We start from the raw sequence: 19,122 nt of genomic DNA on the forward strand, positions 1-19,122 counted from the left end.
AGGCAGATACTAATCAGGGAGGTAATTTTATTCTTATTTGCAAGCATCAATGGGAAAGTTAATTTTCACTAAATGCCCTACCTGATTAAATTCTAATCTATGTTTTGAGAAACTTGATTGCTTTTTGTTTGGTGTTTTTGCCACAATAAGAAACATATGTATCTCAAAACAACAATAAATAGAGAATAAATTGCCATGCCATTAGATAGAGTCGATTCTGAAATATTAGGGGCCTTACAAGAAGACGGTCGTTTGTCCAATCGAGACCTAGCTGAAAAGGTGTCCTTATCCAATGCGCCTTGTTGGCGAAGAGTGAAACGTTTGGAAGAAGACGGCTACATAAAAGGTTATGCCGCCATCATAAATTCAGACAAAATTGGCCTTAAGATTTGTGCCTTTGCTGAGGTCACTTTAGATAACCACCACCCTGACACAGTGGCTGACTTTTTGGCCATGGTGAACCGCTGCCCTGAGATTTTAGAATGCCATGCCGTATCTGGTGGTTGTGATTATTTATTGAAAATGTTGGCCAAGGACATGGAAGCCTATCAAGAGTTTTTAACCCAGAATATTTTGAATCACAAAGGGGTACATAACGCCAATACCCTCTTTTCAATGAAACAGCAAAAAGTCTCGGTTGAAATTCCATTAGATTTATAGAAAAGCATTAGATTTAGCAAAGACGTTAGACTTATTAAAAGACATTAGACTTATTGAAATCCGTGAGACTTATTGAGAGTCGTGAGATTTAGATAATAAAAAAGGCGTGCAACTGAGTTATCACACGCCCTTTTAAGATCTACTTTTAGCCTAGCCTACACAATGTACTTCAACCGTACGAGGTGTATAAATACCAAATGTCACAACACCCAATAAACCATTTAGAAATGTCTGCTTAGTCAGCACTTGTGCAACTTTATCCGCACTGCCACACACTTCTGCTGCATTCACTTCAGTCTTTTGTCCAATGCCACTGATATAGAATGATTGAGACGTTGAAAGGCTTGCTTCAGAAGTCAGATCAGCTCCTGGATTTACATTGAATTTTTGAGTAGAACAACCCGCCAGAATAAGCGTGCTAAGAGCAGCAACAGCCAAAGTTTTTTTCATTTGAAAGACACCTATTTAATATATTGAAAAAGCCAAATTGTTAACGCCATACTGACAAAAATGACGAATAATAAAGACCTATAAGTAAGCAATAGAATGGGCTTATTTTCAAATTAACTATTTGTAATCTTTCGGCAAGAATCAAAGGTAAGCGAGCTTTATTTATACCCTAGCAATAAGTACAAAAAAGGCGTGCTGTTAAGTTAAGGAACCTGCGAATAAGTTCTCCCGCCTCAGCGTGTGGATAAAAGCCGCTAGATTTATGGCGAGGAGCGCAACTTAATAGTGATTCTATTAATAAGATTCTCAACGTAAAGATAGGGCTTTTAGACCACGCCCTTCGGGTCTTTCAGAAAAAGTAACACCCTGTGTTGTCACTTCTCGAAAGGTACCTACATTACGTCAAAGTAACGCCTTGTGTGATACTTTTTCTGATAAGACTGAGAAGAGGTGACTTAATCGCAGGTTCCTTAACAGCACGCCTTTTCCAAATCTGTTTTTAGGCTTAGCCTACACAACGAACTTCGACAGTACGAGGTGTGTAAATACCAAAAGTCACAGCGCCCAACAAACCATTAATGAAAGTTTGTTTAGTCAGTACTTGAGCTACTTTATCAGCACTACCACATACTTCTGCCGCATTCACTTCAGTCTCTTGACCAATACCACTTACAAAGAAAGTTTGAGATGTTGTAAGACTCGCATCAGAGGTTAAATCAGCACCTGGATTCAAGTTGAATTTCTGAGTAGAACAACCTGCTAAAAGAAGAGTACTAAGTGCTGCAACAGCTAATGTTTTTTTCATGTTTAAATTACCTATATTTCCATTTTAAAGTAAAAAGTCCCTATAAAATTAAGCCCTGTTCAAATGGCCTAGTTTTATCACGGCGTAGTAAGCCCCAAGAGCCCCTATATTGCAAATTATTTATGAGTAATTTGTAAAGAAATATACCGATTAAGTATGTGGTAAATCCAAATTAAATAAATGGCGTTTAGAATCAATAATTCTATCCAATACCCCTATCAACCATTTCAATGCTTGCGAGTGATTATTACGGCTATGCCAAGCTAAACTAATCTTGATACTAGAGAGCTCTAATGGAACGGGTTTTAACACAAGGTCACTCGTTTCAAGGTGTTCCGCTATCACGGCATAGGGCATGGTAATAATTAAACGTGTTTGCTTGATAAGGTTAATTGCACTGGCAAAGCTATTTACTGTCATAGCGGTTCGCCGCTTACTATCAAGCTCAGCAAGCTTATCATCCACTATCCCGCATATATCGCCAGATAAAGATACCAGTAAGTGCTCAGCTTCTAGATAACGCTCAAGGGTTAACTCTTTATCTGCTAGCACATGATCTGCGCGCATCACAGTCACAAAATGATTTTCGTACATCACTTTAGAGCTAATTTCGTTACTACTGCCATCATAATAATCAAACACCAGATCAACATCGGCATTATTTAATAAAAGCTCCCCATCCACCTTATAAGGCACAGCATATATATTAATATTTGGCGCTTCTTGCTCAATAATATGCCTAAGTTCAGGCCAGACAATGGAGGCAGAACCATCCGTAATACCAATGCGAAAACTGGCTTTAGAGGTTAATGGATCAAAATAATCAGGAGCAATCGCATGGTTAATTTGAGCAAGAGGTTCGGCCACACTTTTCCAAAGTTTACTGGCATAAGGCGTCGGTCTTATGCCTCTGCCATCCTTTACAAATAAAGGGTCTTTCCAAGCATGGCGCATGCGAGAAACAGCATTTGATACAGATGGCTGAGTCATAGCAAGACTATCTGCCGCTGCAGTGATAGATTTCTCCTTCATGATGGCATCAAAAATCACAACGAGATTGAGATCCGTCTTCGCCATTTCCACTCTCCTTTTAATAAAACGACGTCATTAAAAACCATTAAGTTAGACAAACCTTATATAAACACATCATTTTTATCAATGCTTTTTATACCAATCATTAATTTGAAGATATGTATTTAATCTTCAATACTGGCATTAACTCGAATACAGCCTAAAAGGCAAAATACACAGGGAATAAGACAATGAATGAAAGCATTAAAACTCAAATGAAAGCCGCCTTTATCAATCAATATGGAAGCCATGAAAACTTACAAGTTGGCACACTCGATACACCTCAAATTAATGCCGACCAAGTCTTAATCAAGGTCGCAGCAGCCGGTGTAAACCCAGTTGATTTTCACATTCGTAACGGGATGCTAGCAGGAACTGACACCCACCAGCTTCCCCTTGTATTAGGCTGGGATTTAGCCGGTGAAGTGGTTCAAATAGGCAATGATGTCAGTGGCATCAACCTTAACGATCAGGTATTTGCTTTCACTGATATCGGCAAACAAGGCACTTATTCTGAGTATGTGGCAGTTGATGCCGAATTAGTAAGGTCAAAGCCGAATAAGCTTAATATGCAGCAAGCCGCAGCCGTCCCTTTAGCAGCAGTAACAGCTTGGCAAGCTCTTACCCGAGACGCAGGGCTCAACTTAGAAAATGCCAAAGACAAAAAAGTCTTTATTCAAAACGCATCAGGGGGTGTGGGTGGCTTTGCTGTACAAATTGCTCACTATCTTGGAGCTCATGTCATCGCTAGTGCATCAGGCGCAAAAGAAGCCTATGTTAAAAGTTTAGGAGCCGATGAGTTTATTGATTATAAAACACAAGATTTTAGCGAACTTGTTGAAGAAGTAGACATAGTATTAGCAGCCATTGGCGGTCAAGAAAATCTCGTCAAATCATTAGATGTGATAAAACCTAACGGCCAACTTATTTCAACCTTAGATGAGCTCCCAGAAGGTACTCAAGTTACCAATAATATCCAGTTTACGCGTATGTGGGTAAAAACTAACGGAAATGATCTTGGCAAAATTGCAGAGCTAATCGATGCAGAAAAAATCACAGTGCATCTGGACTCTGTTTATCCACTAGAAGAAGTGAAAGCAGCCCATCAGCGCAGTGAGGCAGGTAAAGCGACAGGAAAGATAGTACTCAATATTGCAGCATATGAATATGCTGATTAGAAGTTAAAGCTGAACCAAAGCCAGCGATTATTATTCAACCAGTCGCTGGCTTTATCGTACCAAAAGATCACAACCCAATCAGTGTCTGATCACAAATACAGAGCACTTAGCATGACGCACAACTCTATCTGCATTTGAACCAATAAAGTAACTTGAGAAACCAGGTTTTTTGGACATTAAAATAATAGCATCAACATCGAGTGCTTTGGCCTGTTTTAATATCTGTTCATGAACACTACCTTGTTGGGTATGACATTTAATTGCAGACACTTCTTTCTCAGAAAAAGTATTTTGAATGAAAGCCATTAAAGACGCTATTGCAAATTTCACTTCTTCTTTATGGTGCCTGATATTTTGCTCCTCCAGTTGCTGGGTACTAATACCTTGCTCTAAGTTAGGGTCAGCATAAAACAAACAAATCTGACCGCCCTCTTGATCTAACACTTCAAAGGCTGCTTTCAGCAAGTAAGGCACTTGCTCATTGTGGGCAATATCAAAAGCGACGAGTATTTTTTTAAACATAACTCACCCCATGACCTTATTAGGTAACCAAAGAATAATATCTGGAAACACCATACATAAAATAAGTACAGTCAAATTGAGCAAAATAAACGGCGTGACAGATTTATAGATCTCCCCCATGCCCACATTAGCTGGAGCAATACCTTTTAGGTAAAACAAAGCAAACCCATAGGGAGGTGTTTGTACTGCAATTAAGATATTGATGATCATCAGGATGCCAAACCATATAGGGTCATATCCTAATCCTACGGCTATTGGAGTAAATAATGGTGCGCACATTAAAACAATAATGAATTCATCTATGATAAAACCTAAGAGCAGCATAATAATTTGAAACATTATGATGATCATAATCGGTGGAAGGTTTAAGCCATCGGTAAAATTAGCAACCATGGACTGAACCCCCATCAATAGATGGAAATTACTAAATACCGATGCCCCAAAGATAACCCACATTGCGACACTGACTAAAATTGCCGTTTGAATCCCAGCAGATCGAAACATATCTAGCTTAAATCGCTTAAAAACAATCGCTAACAAGATAGCTCCAACAACACCGATTGCTCCTGATTCGGTAGGGGTAGCAATACCAGTAATAATACTGCCAAGTACAGTGACGATCAGCAAAATTGAAAATAATCCATCTCGTAAAATGCGAAACTTCTGCTTAGGGGTTTGCTCTTCATAATCATTTTGTTCTAAATCTAGAGGCGCTTTATCCGGGTTGATTTTACAACTGATCACGACATAGCAAATTAGCAACAGAATCATCAATAATGCAGGTACCATGGCCCCTAAGAACATACGGCCAATGGAGTTTTGAGTTGCAGCAGCAAACATAATCATTGGAATACTTGGAGGTATTAATATCCCTAAACCACCACCAGCCATGATAACCCCCAAAGCCATGCGTCTATCATAACCACGCTCTAGCATAGGTCTTAAGGCGATACTGCCTGAGGTCATAATGCCTGCCCCAATAATGCCGACCATGGCACCTATCATGGAACAAACACCTATTACGCTAATGGCTAACGAGCCTCGTACTTTGCCAATCACTAATTGACTGGCATTAAACATGGCATCACCAATGCCGGACTTAGTAAGTAGCTGCCCCATATAAATATAAAGAGGAATGGCAAGTAGGATAAAGCTAAAGTAAGTTGCCTCTAAAGTAGTGGGAATGACATTAAAGATACCTTCTCCCCATGTCATATAGCCTATTCCCATGGCAATACCGCCCAAAGCTAATCCCACAGGCGCACCTAGTGCAAAAAACACTAAAATGCATAAAAGCAGAATGCCGGTTAACATCTCAATAGCCATCTGTTTCTGCCTCTTTTAATTCGATTAATATATTTCCAGTAATTAACTCATAAAGATTTAGCAAGATATCTCTTATGAACTGCACAATAAAAAGGCCACAGGCAAGCATGACCATAAGCCAAAAATGATACATAGGCGGAGCCCACTCACTTTGACGACGGTAATCAAATTCAATGGCTTCTAGATATTTTTCATAACCCGTATCTAGCATCACAAGTAAAAAGAAAATACCTAGTGAAAATGAGCAAATGTTAAAAATGCATTTTGTTTTTTGTGATACCTGTATATACAAGATATCGACATTAATATGTGACTTTTGTTGTTGAGCATAGGCTCCACCAAGTGCAGCCATATAACCAAACATAAAAAGAGATAAATCGTAGGCCCAAATAGTAGGCGCACCAAGGAAGTAACGAGAAAACACTTCAAATGCCACAATGGCAGCAATCAAAGGCATAAGAAAAGACGCTGTTTTACCAAATAGCATGACAATAAGATCGATACTAAGACACAGCCTTTTTATTAGAATAATAAACATTGGCATTACCCAAGGATTTTAAGACATAAAAAAAGTCAGAGATGCCTATAACACCTCTGACTAAATACCCTGCTAAAGATCTTGTTTAAGAATATCGATTAACTGCTTACTATATTTATCTTTCGCAGCATACTCATCCCATAAACCAGAGCCAGCTTGCGCCCACGCTTGTTTATCTTGATCACTAGCAGCAGGGCTCCATTTTAGCCCTTGAGAAATCATCATCTCTAAGGCTTCTGATTCCCATTGTCTTGATTTTTCTAGTTGTTTTTGTGCATGAATCTCAGTCGCTTTTCTAACCGCTGCTTTTAAATCATCAGGTAACTTTCTCCATGCGCCACGGTTCACCACAATGGGTAGAACTTGTGCTCCAGCAAGCGGCAATGGGTACATATACTTTGCAACTTCCACATGATTACCATCTCTATGATCAATCAAGTTACTGCCAATCGAGCCATCAATTACCCCTGTTGCCAAACTGGTATAGATCTCGCTCCATGCCAAAGAAACAGGTGAAGCCCCAAGGTTTCTCAAAAATTTACCGTAAGCACCTGGCGCCCTAATCTTCATACCTTTAAAATCTTCTACAGACTGAATTGGTTCTTTCGTAATGATATAAACAGGTGGCTGAATATAAGGCTCTAACCACACCATACCCTGTGATCCATAAGCTTTTTCAAGCACTTCACCCCAACCTTTTTTATGGAATAAAGCATACAGTTCACCAGCATCCTCAGTACCACCAGGCAAACCTATTTCAACAACGCCAGCAGGTAGCTCTCCTGCATGCATAGACTGAAAAGGGGCTCCCATCGTAATTAATCCTGATTTTACTGCCCCCAATAAACCCGAGGTTCCCACGCCTTCACCAGAATAAAGTGTTTGTACCTTAATCTTTCCTTCAGATAAGCGCTCGATATCTTTGCCTAATCCTTCATAAAGCTCACCAAAAGCGGTACCACGGCTATATAAATTACTAAAGCGCCAATTATGATCGGCAGCGGCAAGGTCAGTAGCAATAACGCTCAACCCCAAAGTAAGGGCTAAAGTGGAAGTCGCTAGTTTTGATTTGATTTTTTTCACATTGTCTAACATTTGTTTTTATCCTCATGTGATGCATTTGTCATGATCTGTTTCAAGAGGATGATCCCATAAGAAATTTCAAGGATAAATTTGACCAAATACACGTAAAGGTTTAGTTTTCAATACCTATAAGGGGGTATAAATTATTTCTAATTCACTTATTCTTTCCCCTTAAAAAGACTAACTATCAGGCTGGTATCAAAAGCTATTATCCAATCGACCCAATGACTTTCTGTGCAATCTAATAGGTATAAATATATCTATCCAAGAGACATAAAAAATGACAGCAAACAACACTGCCCTTGGCCAAATCAGTGATATAGAACTCAAGCAACTTAGAGTGTTTAAAGCCGTAGTTGATTGCGGTGGCTTTGCGGCAGCAGAAACGACACTCAACATCAGTCGGCCTAACATCAGTAATCATATTGCTAACCTTGAGACTCGAATCAACTTGGTGCTTTGCAAAAGAGGACGTGCAGGATTTGCTTTGACGGAAGAAGGGGCTGTAGTTTATCAACAAACCAAAAAGCTGTTGGAGTCATTTGAAGACTTACGTAACACCATCAATAACTTAAGCCAAACGCCTTCTGGGCAATTAAATATTGCACTAAGTGATACCTTAAGCCTTGATAGTCGCTGCAAATTACCACAAATTATCGATCAATTTTGCTTAAACGCCCCTAGCGTTGAGCTATCGACTTTTGTAGAGAGCATGAATGAAATTGAGCGCAAAGTACTGAATGATGAAATGGATATCGGCTTTATTCCTTACCATAGACACCTTGAGGGCTTAGCTTATACCCATCTTTTTACAGATTATAATTACTTATACTGTGGTAGAACTCACCCTTTATATTCAGTCAAAGACGAAGACTTGACCGAATCTATGATAAATGAAGCTAGAGCCATACATGCTGGTCTCAAGCCGCATCAAGAAGTCTATAAGAATCTTAGTAAGATGAGCCTTGCTGGCACCTCATATAACTACGAATCCCGCATAGCTATGGTTTTATCAGGACACTATATTTGCTTTTTACCAGAAGCGGTTGCCGAACCACACATTGCTCTAGGTGAATTAAGAGCCTTAAGAAAAGATATAAAAAACTTCCCACTTGGCATTGCTGTCATTTGTAAGAAGGAAGTAAATAAAAACCGAGCTAAAGAGCTCTTTTTAAAAGCTATTTCAGAGGTTTTTGAAGGCATAGATCTTCAAAAACCATACTAAAAGTACCTATCAAGTCACCTTCCCCATGATGAGAAAAAGGGGCATTTTTTAACCTAATGAGACGATGAAACAGATAATACCAATTTACCTATGTAGGTTTTATTTAAGAAATCGGTTTGCGCTTCTTTAATCTGCTTTAATTCATACACCTTGGAAACCAGAGGTTTGATCTCACCATCGTTGATATAACGGACCAAGTTTTCAAACACTGAGGACGGCTGAAAAGTACAACCATAATAGGTTAAATCTTTTAAGTAGAGTGTACGCACATCCATCTCGACGATAGGCCCAGCAATGGCACCTGCTACCGTATAACGACCGCGCACCTTAAGCACATCAATCAGTTCAGACCAGCTATCTCCAGCAACAAGGTCTATCACTACATCAACAGATTCATGGGCTTGGTGCAATAAAATGCTTTCTTCTCTTGCTAGCACTTTATCTGCCCCCACGGCTAACACGCTTTCTGCTTTGGACTTAGCACAAACGGCAATCACCTTAGCACCACGACGTTTTGCTAATTGAATCGCTGCTGAACCGACACCACCAGACGCCCCGGTTATTAAGACGGTATCTGTTTCATTTACTTGTACCCTATCTATCATGTTTTCGGCAGTTGAATAAGCACAAGGGAAAGAAGCCAACTCAGTACTACTAAGGCTTGAATTAACTGGGTAACACTCATGTGCTAAAGCTTTAGTATATTGAGCAAAGCTACCGTTGCATTCAGAGCCCATGGTAATGCTTTTAAGTTCACCATTCTGATTTAGATTTTGCTGCATAGGTCTAATAAGAATGCGCTCACCAATACGGCTTGTATCAACCCCGGAGCCCACTGCAATAATTTCACCACAGCAATCTGCCCCTTGTATAAGAGGAAATTTTAAAGGCTCTCCAGACCAACTGCCATCATCCGCGTTATCCGTTAAGCCGTCTTCCGCTACCTGATTCGTATCGCCTGTCACCGTTTTTGAATACCAACCAATGCGAGTATTTATGTCTGTATTGTTAATTCCTGCGGCATGCACTTTAACTAAGACTTCATTTTCAGCAGGCACAGGCAAAGGGAGCTTGTCTCTATATTCCAATTTTTCTAGCCCACCATGGCTAGTCAAAACAACCCCTTCCATAAACCCTTTTGCTAAATCAGACATACATCACCTCAAAATTTAATTGCTTTATTAATAGAGAATATAAAGGCAGAATAATTAAGACAAACTAATATTTTTAATTAACTAGTTCAGAAATATTGAACTAGGTTTATTTTGATAAAACTAGAGAAACCTATGTCCCCTATTTTAGATTTAGACCTACTTAGAACCTTTGTGGCCATAGTCAAAACAGGCCAGTTAAAGTTAGCAGCCGAAACCGTTTCTCGCTCTCAAGGTGCTGTGAGTATGCAGCTTAAACGTTTGGAAGAAGTCACTGGCAAACAATTATTAATTCGTAACAACCAAGACTTAAAGCTCACCCAAGCAGGCATAAAACTATTAAGTTACAGCGAGCAACTGCTTAGCCTTAATCATCAAGCTGTGCAGGCGCTTACCGTAAAAGAGGAAAAAAGCCATCTCACCTTTGGCATCCCAAGTGATTATGCTCAAGATTTTATTCGTCATTTCATGCCCCTGCTAAAAAGCGAACTCCCCTTGTTAGATGCCAAGGTAATCTGTGATTCAAGCCGCAATTTGCGTAAACGAATAAAAAATGAAGAAATTGATATTGCGATAGTGACAGGGGAAGGCGCCAAAACAAGCGCAAGCTCCCTTTGGATTGAACCCTTGATTTGGGCAGCACCCCACGGCTTTGATTTAAAGGCTTATGAAGAGATACCTTTAGCAAGTTTCGAGCAAGACTGCATGATTAAAGACATTGCCAAGCAAAGCATGAAAGAAAGCAAACGAGTCTTTAAAACCAGTTTTGAAAGCCCTGTATTAGAAAACCTCGTGGCTGCGGCTGAAGCAGGATTAGGCATCGCACTTCTGCCCACTTCCCTAGTGAATGAAAACCGCCTGCAATCCCTAGAGACTTTATCCCTGACTCAGAAGGTAATCTCGACAGAGATAATCCACTCAACCAACCTCGCCAGTGAATTAGTGCAAAGCATTTCATCTGCATTTAAAAAGGCCGAAAAAAAGCGCACGTCAATGCAATAACATTGAGTGCGCTTTGTTCTTTATAACGCCTTTTAAGCCACGGCTTCTTCAGCCTCAGTCACAGGTACCGATGTTCTAATTAAGTGATCAAAAGCCCCTAATGCTGCGGTAGCACCGGCGCCCATGGCGATAATGATTTGCTTATAAGGTGTGGTTGTCACATCCCCAGCAGCAAAGACACCTGGCATAGACGTCTGGCCTCTCGCATCTATTTCGATCTCACCTCGATCAGATAAATCAACACGACCTTTTAAGAAATCAGTATTAGGCAACAAGCCTATCTGAACAAAGATACCTGCAAGCGCTACTTTGTGAGAGTCGCCTGTTAGCCTGTCTGTGTAAGTTAGGCCATTGACTCTTGCACCATCACCTAGCACCTCAGTTGTTGCTGCATTTTTGATGATGGTCACATTGCTTAAAGAGCGTGCTTTTTGTAACAAGACTTCATCGGCACGCAACACATCAGAGAATTCCAGCACAGTCACGTGCTCTACAATACCTGCAAGGTCAATCGCGGCTTCTATTCCAGAGTTACCGCCACCAATGACAGCCACTTTTTTGCCTTTGAATAATGGCCCATCACAGTGTGGGCAGTAAGCTACGCCTTTCCCCTTGTATTCGGCTTCTCCTGGCACGTTCATTTCACGCCAACGCGCCCCTGTCGCTAAGATAACTGATCGGCTTTTTAGCACAGCGCCACTTTCTAACGTCACTTCAACTAAACCAGAATTACTCTCTTGAGCACTCACTATATTGGCCGCTCTTTGGGTTTTAACCAGATCAACATCGTAATCTAAAACGTGCTGCTCAAGGTTTGCGACAAGCTTAGGGCCGTCGGTTGCTTTCACCGAAATAAAGTTCTCTATCGCCATGGTATCACTGACTTGTCCGCCAAAACGCTCTGCCACCACGCCGGTACGAATCCCTTTACGAGCAGCATAAATGGCTGCAGCAGAACCCGCTGGACCACCACCCACAACAAGCACTTCATAAGCTTCTTTTTTCGATAGTGCCTCTGCTTGTTTCTTCTCTGCTCCTGTGTCTAATTTGTTCACGATTTCTGCCAAGGTCATACGTCCTTGACCGAATAATTCACCGTTAGCGAAGACAGCTGGTACCGCTAAAATGTTGCGTTCTTCCACCTCTTTCGGGAACAAGGCACCATCTATCATGGTGTGGCTAATATTTGGATTTAGCACAGACATCAAGTTAAGCGCTTGAACCACTTCAGGACAATTCTGGCAAGAGAGAGAAATATAAGTTTCCAGTTTAATCTCACCTTCTAGTAAAAGAATCTGATCTAGAATCGCTTGTTCTTCTTTTGCTGGGTGTCCACCCGCTTGCAACAAGGCCAATACTAAAGAGGTAAACTCATGACCCATTGGAATGCCCGCAAAAGCAACCCTTGCCGCTTCTTCATTGGCAGGTTGAATTGACATTAAAGGAGCACGTTCTGTGTCTAGTTGCGTTTCAAGCAAACTAATCTGGTCAGACATTCCTGCAATTTCTCTCGCTAGCTCAACCAGTTCTGTCGATTTATCTGAGTTATCTAGATTGACACGAATGCTCACCGGGCGAATGATTTTTGTTAAGTAAGCTGATAACTGAGTTTTAATTGATTGATCCAACATGCTTATTTCCTCTTATCTTCTGTTACATAATTTGTTTGTTTCAAAGTGATTCTCTATTAAGTTCGCTCAACAAAGAGATACACTTAAGTCATGCAGTTAGATTAATAAAAACAATCAAAACAATGAAATTAATAGATTAAATACCATCAATAGGAAAATGCTATTTGAGGAGATTAGCTTATTAAACAAACATCTCTTATTTTCAGGCCTTAGTTACCAAATAAATGAAAACCCGCCTTAATAAAACTAAAGATTGCGTAAAGCGACAATTTGTCGCAAAATGTTTTTAGTTACTATTTCAGATGAGACAAAGATATGGCCACGAGCGTAAGACTAGACGACAATTTTGTTGCCGAAGCTAGAGTGCATGCTGAAGCTGAGAGTCGCTCTCTTCCTAAGCAGATCGAATATTGGGCTAAAATAGGGCAAATTATGATAGACAACCCTGACTTATCTTATGAATTTGTTCACGAATCTCTATTAGCAGGCGAAGAAGTTAAACAAGGATTAAAACAGCCTTATGTCAGAAGAACAAAACGAGATTAATGTTTATGAGTCTCGACGATTTGCTAAAGCATTGAGCAAGTTATCTGATGCTCATCTATGCATTGTTGAAGATGAAATCGACAGAATTATAAGAGCTCCGAATATCGGCGAAAGAAAGAAAGGTGACCTTTCTCACCTTAGAGTCCATAAATTCAAAATGGATAATCAACTCGCACTTTTAGGCTATTCATGGATAGAGGAAAAAATTGAAATCTACCTACTGCAATTTGGCCCTCACGAGAATTTTTATCAAAAAATGAAAGGTCAACGCAAAAGAGATATCAAGCTGTTGAAACCTTAAACTAAAACACTCCATTTTATAAGAAATCAAAACCTAAATAGGGATAAATGATGGTTGAAGGAACTACAACAAACTTAGTCAGGTTTGGACTACAAAAAGTAATTGATATCTATAAAGAAAATAGAAGAGAAAAGTTAATCAAGAAAATAGAAAGTGGTGAAATAAAACTTAGTGATACAGATGCTAAAAATGACAATTTCATCGCAAGTTACCTAGCTTTAGAAGCTGCAATTTTTAAATGCACTTCGGAGCAAAAAGCCAACGCATTGATTAGCCTGTTTACTCATGGAGTCAACTCAAAAAAAATCTTCTCAGAAACCGATATTTACATTGAAAGTATTACGATTTTATCTGAGCTTTCTTATGAAGAAATTTCTCTCTTAAATTGTTTGAAAGAATATAAACCTAACAAAAGTATTGATAGTTGTGACTATAAACTAGCATCTAATCAACTTGATTTCTTCATGACAGAAACAGGTTTAAGCTTAAATATGATTAAAGCAAGAATAATCCGCTTAAAGCGAACAGGCCTAATATTGTCAAAGTCAGAGTTATCAACTTCTATGAACGATCAGCGCCAATATTCACCTGGATTTGAAGCGGTACACCTTTCAGACATTGCAAAAAGTATCTTCGACGTTATTCACTTAAAAATTGAGCACTCAATATAAAATTAAACATTATTTACTTCCACACGATTAAAGCCCGCCTAGTTTCCTAGGCGGGCTTTAATTTATTAGATACTAGTCTTAGATTTTACCAACTAGATCCAAAGATGGCGCTAGTGTTTCTTCACCTTCTTTCCATTTCGCAGGGCAAACTTCACCTGGGTGAGCTGCTACGTATTGAGCGGCTTTTACTTTACGAAGTAGATCTTGTGCGTCACGACCAATACCTTCTGCGGTAATTTCCATTGATTGGATGATGCCATTTGGATCTACCAAGAAAGTACCACGGTCAGCGAGACCTTGCTCTTCACGCATTACTTGGAAGTTACGAGTGATCGCACCTGTTGGATCGCCAATCATGGTGTATTGAATTTTACCGATAGTATCGGAAGAATCGTGCCAAGCTTTGTGAGTGAAGTGAGTATCAGTCGATACTGAGTAAACCTCTACACCACGCTTTTCAAACTCAGCATAGTTATCAGCAATGTCACCTAGCTCTGTTGGGCAGACAAAAGTGAAGTCAGCTGGGTAGAAGAAGAAAACTGACCACTTACCTTCTAGGTCTTTATCAGATACTTCGATGAAATCACCTGCTTTAAAAGCGGATGCATTGAAAGGTTTAATTTGTGTATTGATCAAAGATGTTGTCATTTCTTGCTCCAAAAATAATTATCGTTTCTATTCAGTTTTTGTTGATTTCATAACAAGCTAGCTTTAAAAGACGCTTGCGGTATCTGTTTCGATCGCCTTAATTGGCGTTGTGTTTCGACAAGGAATAGATTAATAAATATTATTGAAAATAAGAAATTGATAGTCTAAATCAGGCCAATAAGAAATTCCTATTGGCCTATTTTGCTTCTCTAATAATTAAAATGCATACAGCATAGGGCTAAGGTCTGGTTTTGTATCACTTAATAAGATGGCATTCAGAATACGATTTTCTGCTCGCTTAAAATCTTCCTCATTATTAGAATGAACAAAGCATACTGGGGTTTTAGAGTCTAGTTTTTGCCCTAGTTGAGCAATTTGATTTAAGCCTACACTATAATCTAAAACGTCACTTGCTCGCTTTCTGCCACCACCTAAATCCACAACAGCCATGCCAATTGCTCTGGTATCCATACTTGAGAGATAGCCAGACTCGGGCATAAATACAGGCTTCACAACCTCAGCTTTAGGCAAGTATTTATCTGGTTGCTCTAAAATATCAGCTGGCCCACCAAGGAAGGCAACCATCTGCGCGAACTTTTGTGCAGCGGCACCTGAATCTAAAGCTGCCATACGTTTTTTAGCCGCCTCTTCTTTAGAGCTTGCTAGACCTGAAATAAGCAGCATTTCATCGGCCAAGGCATAAATCACTTCTGCCAAACGCCCAGCTCTTTTTTCTCCTGTTAGAAAGGCAATAGTTTCTGCGATTTCAAGCGCATTACCTGCACTTGTTGCCAATACTTGGGACATGTCAGTGATCAAGCAGCTGGTTTTAACACCTGCACCATTAGCAACAGCCGAAATACTCTTTGCTAATTCAATCGAGCTTTCAAGGTCTTTCATAACAGCACCACTACCCGTTTTCACATCCATGACAAGGGCATCTAAACCACAGGCTAATTTTTTAGATAGGATGGAAGCCGTTACTAGGTCGAGTGATTCAACCGTTGCCGTAATATCTCGGGTGGCATAAAGACGCTTATCTGCCGGTGCTAAATTGGCAGATTGACCTATGATGGCCAACCCAATTTCCTTAACACCGTCTCGAAATACTTGATTAGAAACCTGAGTTTGATAACCAGGAATAGCATCTAATTTGTCTAGGGTACCACCTGTGTGTCCCAAGCCTCGGCCAGATATCATGGGCACATAACCACCGCAAGCCGCAATAATGGGCCCTAGCACAAGAGAAACTAAGTCCCCCACGCCACCCGTGCTGTGCTTATCTAAAATAGGGCCATCCAGAGCAAGATCTTGCCAATTTAGTACATCTCCCGAATCACGCATTGCACAGGTTAAGGCAATGCGCTCCTCTATACTCATTCCTTGAAAGTAAGTTGCCATTGCAAAAGCGGCAACCTGCCCTTCGCTGATAGACTCATTCGCAATTGCATCAACAAAGTAGGCAACTTCAGCTTGGCTTAAAGCCAGACCATCACGCTTTTTACGAATGACTTCTTGAGGTAAAAAATGGACGTTTTTATTCTGTTCAATCCCGCTCATGGATACTCCTTATATTGTTATTATTTAATAGGCGCCTTCAGTTAATTCATGCTCAACATCCAATTGACTCAATAGGTTTCCTAACAAACTGGAAGCACCAAAGCGAAAGCTTGATGCTTGAATCCAGTCTTTACCTAAAATATCTTGGGCTAAACTCAAATAAGCTGCGGCATCTTGCGCTGTTTTAACACCACCAGCCGCTTTAAAACCAACCTGAAGATTCTTCTCTTTAATCACATCAAGCATGGTTTTGGCTGCATCTAACGTGGCATTAACAGCAACTTTACCCGTGCTGGTTTTAATAAAATCAGCACCGGCATCAATTGAAATTTCACTGGCTTTACGGATGAGTTCTGGGCTCTTAAGCTCACCAGATTCAATAATGACTTTTAGTGTTACTTGGTCTGAACAAGCCTCTTTACAGGCTTTGACTAACTCATATCCGATCGATTCATCACCTTGAATCAGAGCGCGATAAGGAAAAACAACATCAACTTCATCTGCACCTAACTTAATCGCTTGTTGAGTTTGTTTAACGGCTAACGCAACATCCGCTGCCCCCATAGGGAAGTTAGTCACTGTTGCTACCTTGATGTGTGACAAGCCAAGTTCTGCCAAGGTTTTTTTAGCGAGAATAATAAATTGTGGGTAAATACAAATAGCGGCAGTATGGCCAACTGGCGTGTTTGCCTGATGACACAAATCAATGATGGTTTGATTGTTATCAGAGTCATTTAAACTGGTTAAATCCATTAACGTCAGTGAAGTCAGTGCGGCTTGCTTTAATGCAGACATAGTTATTTCCTTCCCATAATAAAAAAAGCCAAGTCATCCATACTAGACAAACCTGACCATTCGTACAAGATTAACAAATTAATTAAAGATAAAAACAATTAATCTTATCTAAACAGAGGCAATTGTCTTTTTATTGATCAAGATCTAATTTTCTGCACTTTGCTTAAACTTAAGTGAGACGCTGAGTTTTCCTATTCACACTATCTGCACAATCATGCTGCTAAAATTCACGAAAACTGCAAATTTTGCGGCCTTATTCACTCAAATGGGTAGTTTGTGTGGAGATTAAAGATTTTTCGATAAGTTTGTTTGAAAAGCCCAAAATCACATGGTTAACTGAAAACACTTAGCAGGAATTAAGACTTTTAAAACCTGTCAGAAAGAAACTTAAATTGTATTTAATATCAACAAGTTAATAGGAATAAACATTATGTCTGATGATATCGCTTTTAAAATCCAACTGGGAATTATCCTACCTAAATTAAAAGATACTGTAGGTGACAACCTATCTAACATTATCGAAGAGCTTGTCTCAATATTGTCTTACGGCACCCTTGAAGGTGAAGACAAAGTCGAGCTTTCAGCAGTGAAGGAAATCATTATGAAAGATATCGAAATCTTCCTTGATAATGATGTTCTACCCGCACTGGATGCAAAATTAAACCCGCCAGAACCAGAGCCAGAAGCTGAAGTAGATGAAGAAAGTGCTGAAGAGGCAGAAGCCGAGGAAGTCGCAGAGTAACCCTTACCCCTTGAGTAGTTTTTTATTATTGAACATAGTAGCAAGACAGTTTTCTATCTTACTTGCAGCCAGCTAAAACCCTTTAGCTGGCTTTTTTATGCCTAAGTTCTTCTTCAACTTTAACCTCTAATACACTGTTACCTCTTCATTCCATGCATATGTGTTATCCATGTATTTACCTTAAACTAAACCCATAAAAAGATTATCCTAATCAAAAATAAGCCAACTTGATCAAGGATATGCATATCTCTTCCGTTTCCCTCAACTTTGATAAAAAACCCAGTTTAGCCAGCCCTTTAATTAAGGCATTATGCTTACCTAGAAAAGGCTTTAAACCTGAAATAGGTATTCCTGCTATCAAAACCAGTTGGCCACACATCAAGATAGATACTCAAGCACACAAGGCTTATTGCCAAACCTTAGGTCTAAAAGAAGGGAAACACCTTCCCTTGCTTTATCCTCATGTACTCGCAGGTGGCATGCATATGCACATGCTAACTCACAAAGACTTCCCTATTGGATTATTAGGGGCGGTGCATTTAAAGAATAAAATCAGACAAATTCGCCCCATTAAAATTAACGAAGTAATCAGAATTGATAGCGAGTTAGGAGAATGGCGCATCACAGAGAAAGGCTTAGAGTTCGACTTCAGCACCTTTGTCTCTGTCAATAATCAGGTGGTTTGGTCTGAAATCAGCACCTACTTTAAGAAAGGAAAATTTCCACCCGCTAACAAAACCGCTGAACCAGACTCAAACACAGAATTAAACAACTTTGAGCTAAATACTTTAGAAGACACACACTCTGGTGCCAACTGGCTGATTCCTAAAAATCGCGGTAAAGTTTACGCTAAGATTTCAGGGGACTATAACCCTATTCACATTTCTAAAACCCTTGCAAAACTCTTTGGTTTAAAACGCGATATCGCTCACGGCTTTGGCGTTTTAGCACAAGCATTAGCAAGCAATGGCATTGACGAAATTACCCACGGTCATACTCAACTTGCCCTAGACACTGTCTTTAAAGGTCCATTATTTTTAGAAGAAACCGCCAGTGTAAAACTCGCTATTTCTGATGATAATGGCCTAGAACAAGGCTTTGATATTTATTGTGGGAAGAACCCTAAGCCAAGTATTTGTGCTCATTTACAAGTGCTTAATTAAAAAACCTGCAATTAAAAATTTCCTTAAATAAAGGCCTTTTACAATAAAAGGCCT

At 39.8% G+C, this 19,122-nt stretch carries 21 protein-coding genes; 9 read left to right on the plus strand and 12 right to left on the minus strand.

The features are described from left to right. The first annotated feature begins 195 nt into the window (after positions 1–195). Positions 196–660: an Lrp/AsnC family transcriptional regulator gene (locus OA91_RS07245; RefSeq protein WP_063337410.1), complete on the plus strand. Its 465-nt coding sequence runs from the start codon at positions 196–198 to the stop codon at positions 658–660. Between the two features lie 150 nt (positions 661–810). Here the strand turns inward: OA91_RS07245 and OA91_RS07250 are convergent, their stop codons facing one another. From OA91_RS07250 to OA91_RS07260, 3 genes are all read right to left on the minus strand, one after another. After that, complete coding sequence (locus tag OA91_RS07250) at positions 811–1,110, minus strand: Bor family protein (RefSeq protein ID WP_063337411.1); 300 nt, start codon at positions 1,108–1,110, stop codon at positions 811–813. 505 nt (positions 1,111–1,615) lie between these two features. Next, the gene (locus OA91_RS07255; protein ID WP_063337412.1) at positions 1,616–1,915 is read right to left on the minus strand and encodes a Bor family protein; all 300 of its coding nucleotides are present in this window, start codon (positions 1,913–1,915) and stop codon (positions 1,616–1,618) included. Between the two features lie 150 nt (positions 1,916–2,065). Further along, positions 2,066–2,992 (minus strand): LysR family transcriptional regulator, encoded by a 927-nt coding sequence (locus OA91_RS07260; RefSeq protein ID WP_063337413.1) that lies wholly within the window; start codon positions 2,990–2,992, stop codon positions 2,066–2,068. 185 nt (positions 2,993–3,177) lie between these two features. Here OA91_RS07260 and OA91_RS07265 point away from each other — a divergent pair, with 185 nt between their 5' ends. Next, positions 3,178–4,164, plus strand: a complete 987-nt coding sequence (locus OA91_RS07265; protein ID WP_197477767.1) for an NADP-dependent oxidoreductase — start codon at positions 3,178–3,180, stop codon at positions 4,162–4,164. A 78-nt stretch (positions 4,165–4,242) separates the two neighbouring features. Here the strand turns inward: OA91_RS07265 and OA91_RS07270 are convergent, their stop codons facing one another. From OA91_RS07270 to OA91_RS07285, 4 genes are all read right to left on the minus strand, one after another. Further along, positions 4,243–4,686, minus strand: coding sequence for a universal stress protein (locus OA91_RS07270; protein ID WP_063337414.1), 444 nt, complete (start codon positions 4,684–4,686; stop codon positions 4,243–4,245). A gap of 3 nt (positions 4,687–4,689) precedes the next feature. After that, entirely contained in the window at positions 4,690–6,012 is a 1,323-nt protein-coding gene (locus tag OA91_RS07275) for a TRAP transporter large permease (RefSeq protein WP_063337415.1), read from the minus strand. Beyond that, on the minus strand, positions 6,002–6,550 hold the full coding sequence (locus tag OA91_RS07280; protein ID WP_063337416.1) for a TRAP transporter small permease subunit: 549 nt from the start codon (positions 6,548–6,550) through the stop codon (positions 6,002–6,004). Before OA91_RS07280 ends, OA91_RS07275 begins: the two co-directional genes overlap by 11 nt. 72 nt (positions 6,551–6,622) lie before the next feature. Further along, a complete protein-coding gene (locus OA91_RS07285) occupies positions 6,623–7,645 on the minus strand; it encodes a TRAP transporter substrate-binding protein (protein WP_063337417.1) in 1,023 nt (340 codons plus the stop codon). Positions 7,646–7,913: 268 nt separating this feature from the next. On the opposite strand from OA91_RS07285, the gene OA91_RS07290 reads away from it, so the two are divergent. Continuing rightward, complete coding sequence (locus OA91_RS07290; RefSeq protein ID WP_063337418.1) at positions 7,914–8,858, plus strand: LysR family transcriptional regulator; 945 nt, start codon at positions 7,914–7,916, stop codon at positions 8,856–8,858. A 53-nt stretch (positions 8,859–8,911) separates the two neighbouring features. On the opposite strand, the gene OA91_RS07295 is transcribed toward OA91_RS07290, so the two are convergent. After that, entirely contained in the window at positions 8,912–10,012 is a 1,101-nt protein-coding gene (locus tag OA91_RS07295) for an alcohol dehydrogenase family protein (protein WP_197477768.1), read from the minus strand. 132 nt (positions 10,013–10,144) lie between these two features. Here OA91_RS07295 and OA91_RS07300 point away from each other — a divergent pair, with 132 nt between their 5' ends. Next, positions 10,145–11,011: a LysR family transcriptional regulator gene (locus OA91_RS07300; RefSeq protein WP_063337419.1), complete on the plus strand. Its 867-nt coding sequence runs from the start codon at positions 10,145–10,147 to the stop codon at positions 11,009–11,011. Positions 11,012–11,043: 32 nt separating this feature from the next. Here OA91_RS07300 and ahpF read toward each other — a convergent pair whose 3' ends face one another. Further along, positions 11,044–12,642 carry an alkyl hydroperoxide reductase subunit F gene (gene ahpF, locus OA91_RS07305; RefSeq protein ID WP_063337420.1) on the minus strand — a complete coding sequence of 533 codons (1,599 nt, stop codon included), beginning with the start codon at positions 12,640–12,642 and terminating at the stop codon, positions 11,044–11,046. Positions 12,643–12,957: 315 nt separating this feature from the next. Here ahpF and OA91_RS07310 point away from each other — a divergent pair, with 315 nt between their 5' ends. The 3 genes from OA91_RS07310 to OA91_RS07320 are packed head-to-tail and all read left to right on the plus strand — an operon-like array spanning position 12,958 to position 14,160. After that, positions 12,958–13,188 carry a TA system antitoxin ParD family protein gene (locus OA91_RS07310; RefSeq protein ID WP_063337421.1) on the plus strand — a complete coding sequence of 77 codons (231 nt, stop codon included), beginning with the start codon at positions 12,958–12,960 and terminating at the stop codon, positions 13,186–13,188. Beyond that, positions 13,163–13,489: a type II toxin-antitoxin system RelE/ParE family toxin gene (locus OA91_RS07315; RefSeq protein WP_063337422.1), complete on the plus strand. Its 327-nt coding sequence runs from the start codon at positions 13,163–13,165 to the stop codon at positions 13,487–13,489. The genes OA91_RS07310 and OA91_RS07315 overlap by 26 nt, the downstream gene beginning before the upstream one ends. A gap of 47 nt (positions 13,490–13,536) precedes the next feature. Continuing rightward, a complete protein-coding gene (locus OA91_RS07320) occupies positions 13,537–14,160 on the plus strand; it encodes a hypothetical protein (protein ID WP_157203791.1) in 624 nt (207 codons plus the stop codon). A gap of 78 nt (positions 14,161–14,238) precedes the next feature. Here OA91_RS07320 and ahpC read toward each other — a convergent pair whose 3' ends face one another. The 3 genes from ahpC to deoC all read right to left on the minus strand — a co-directional run bounded on the left by ahpC (position 14,239) and on the right by deoC (position 17,163). After that, on the minus strand, positions 14,239–14,796 hold the full coding sequence (gene ahpC / locus OA91_RS07325; RefSeq protein WP_343251975.1) for an alkyl hydroperoxide reductase subunit C: 558 nt from the start codon (positions 14,794–14,796) through the stop codon (positions 14,239–14,241). Positions 14,797–15,024: 228 nt separating this feature from the next. Next, positions 15,025–16,368 carry a thymidine phosphorylase gene (deoA, locus tag OA91_RS07330; protein WP_063337424.1) on the minus strand — a complete coding sequence of 448 codons (1,344 nt, stop codon included), beginning with the start codon at positions 16,366–16,368 and terminating at the stop codon, positions 15,025–15,027. Between the two features lie 24 nt (positions 16,369–16,392). Then, positions 16,393–17,163, minus strand: a complete 771-nt coding sequence (gene deoC, locus OA91_RS07335; protein ID WP_046016912.1) for a deoxyribose-phosphate aldolase — start codon at positions 17,161–17,163, stop codon at positions 16,393–16,395. 430 nt (positions 17,164–17,593) lie between these two features. On the opposite strand from deoC, the gene OA91_RS07340 reads away from it, so the two are divergent. Together OA91_RS07340 and OA91_RS07345 are read left to right on the plus strand one after the other, a co-directional pair. Continuing rightward, positions 17,594–17,905, plus strand: a complete 312-nt coding sequence (locus OA91_RS07340) for a hypothetical protein (protein ID WP_046016911.1) — start codon at positions 17,594–17,596, stop codon at positions 17,903–17,905. Between the two features lie 239 nt (positions 17,906–18,144). Next, positions 18,145–19,068: a MaoC/PaaZ C-terminal domain-containing protein gene (locus OA91_RS07345; RefSeq protein ID WP_063337426.1), complete on the plus strand. Its 924-nt coding sequence runs from the start codon at positions 18,145–18,147 to the stop codon at positions 19,066–19,068. Positions 19,069–19,122 lie beyond the last annotated feature (54 nt).

The sequence above is a fragment of the Marinomonas sp. SBI8L genome (genome assembly GCF_001624705.1).
Taxonomy (GTDB): domain Bacteria; phylum Pseudomonadota; class Gammaproteobacteria; order Pseudomonadales; family Marinomonadaceae; genus Marinomonas.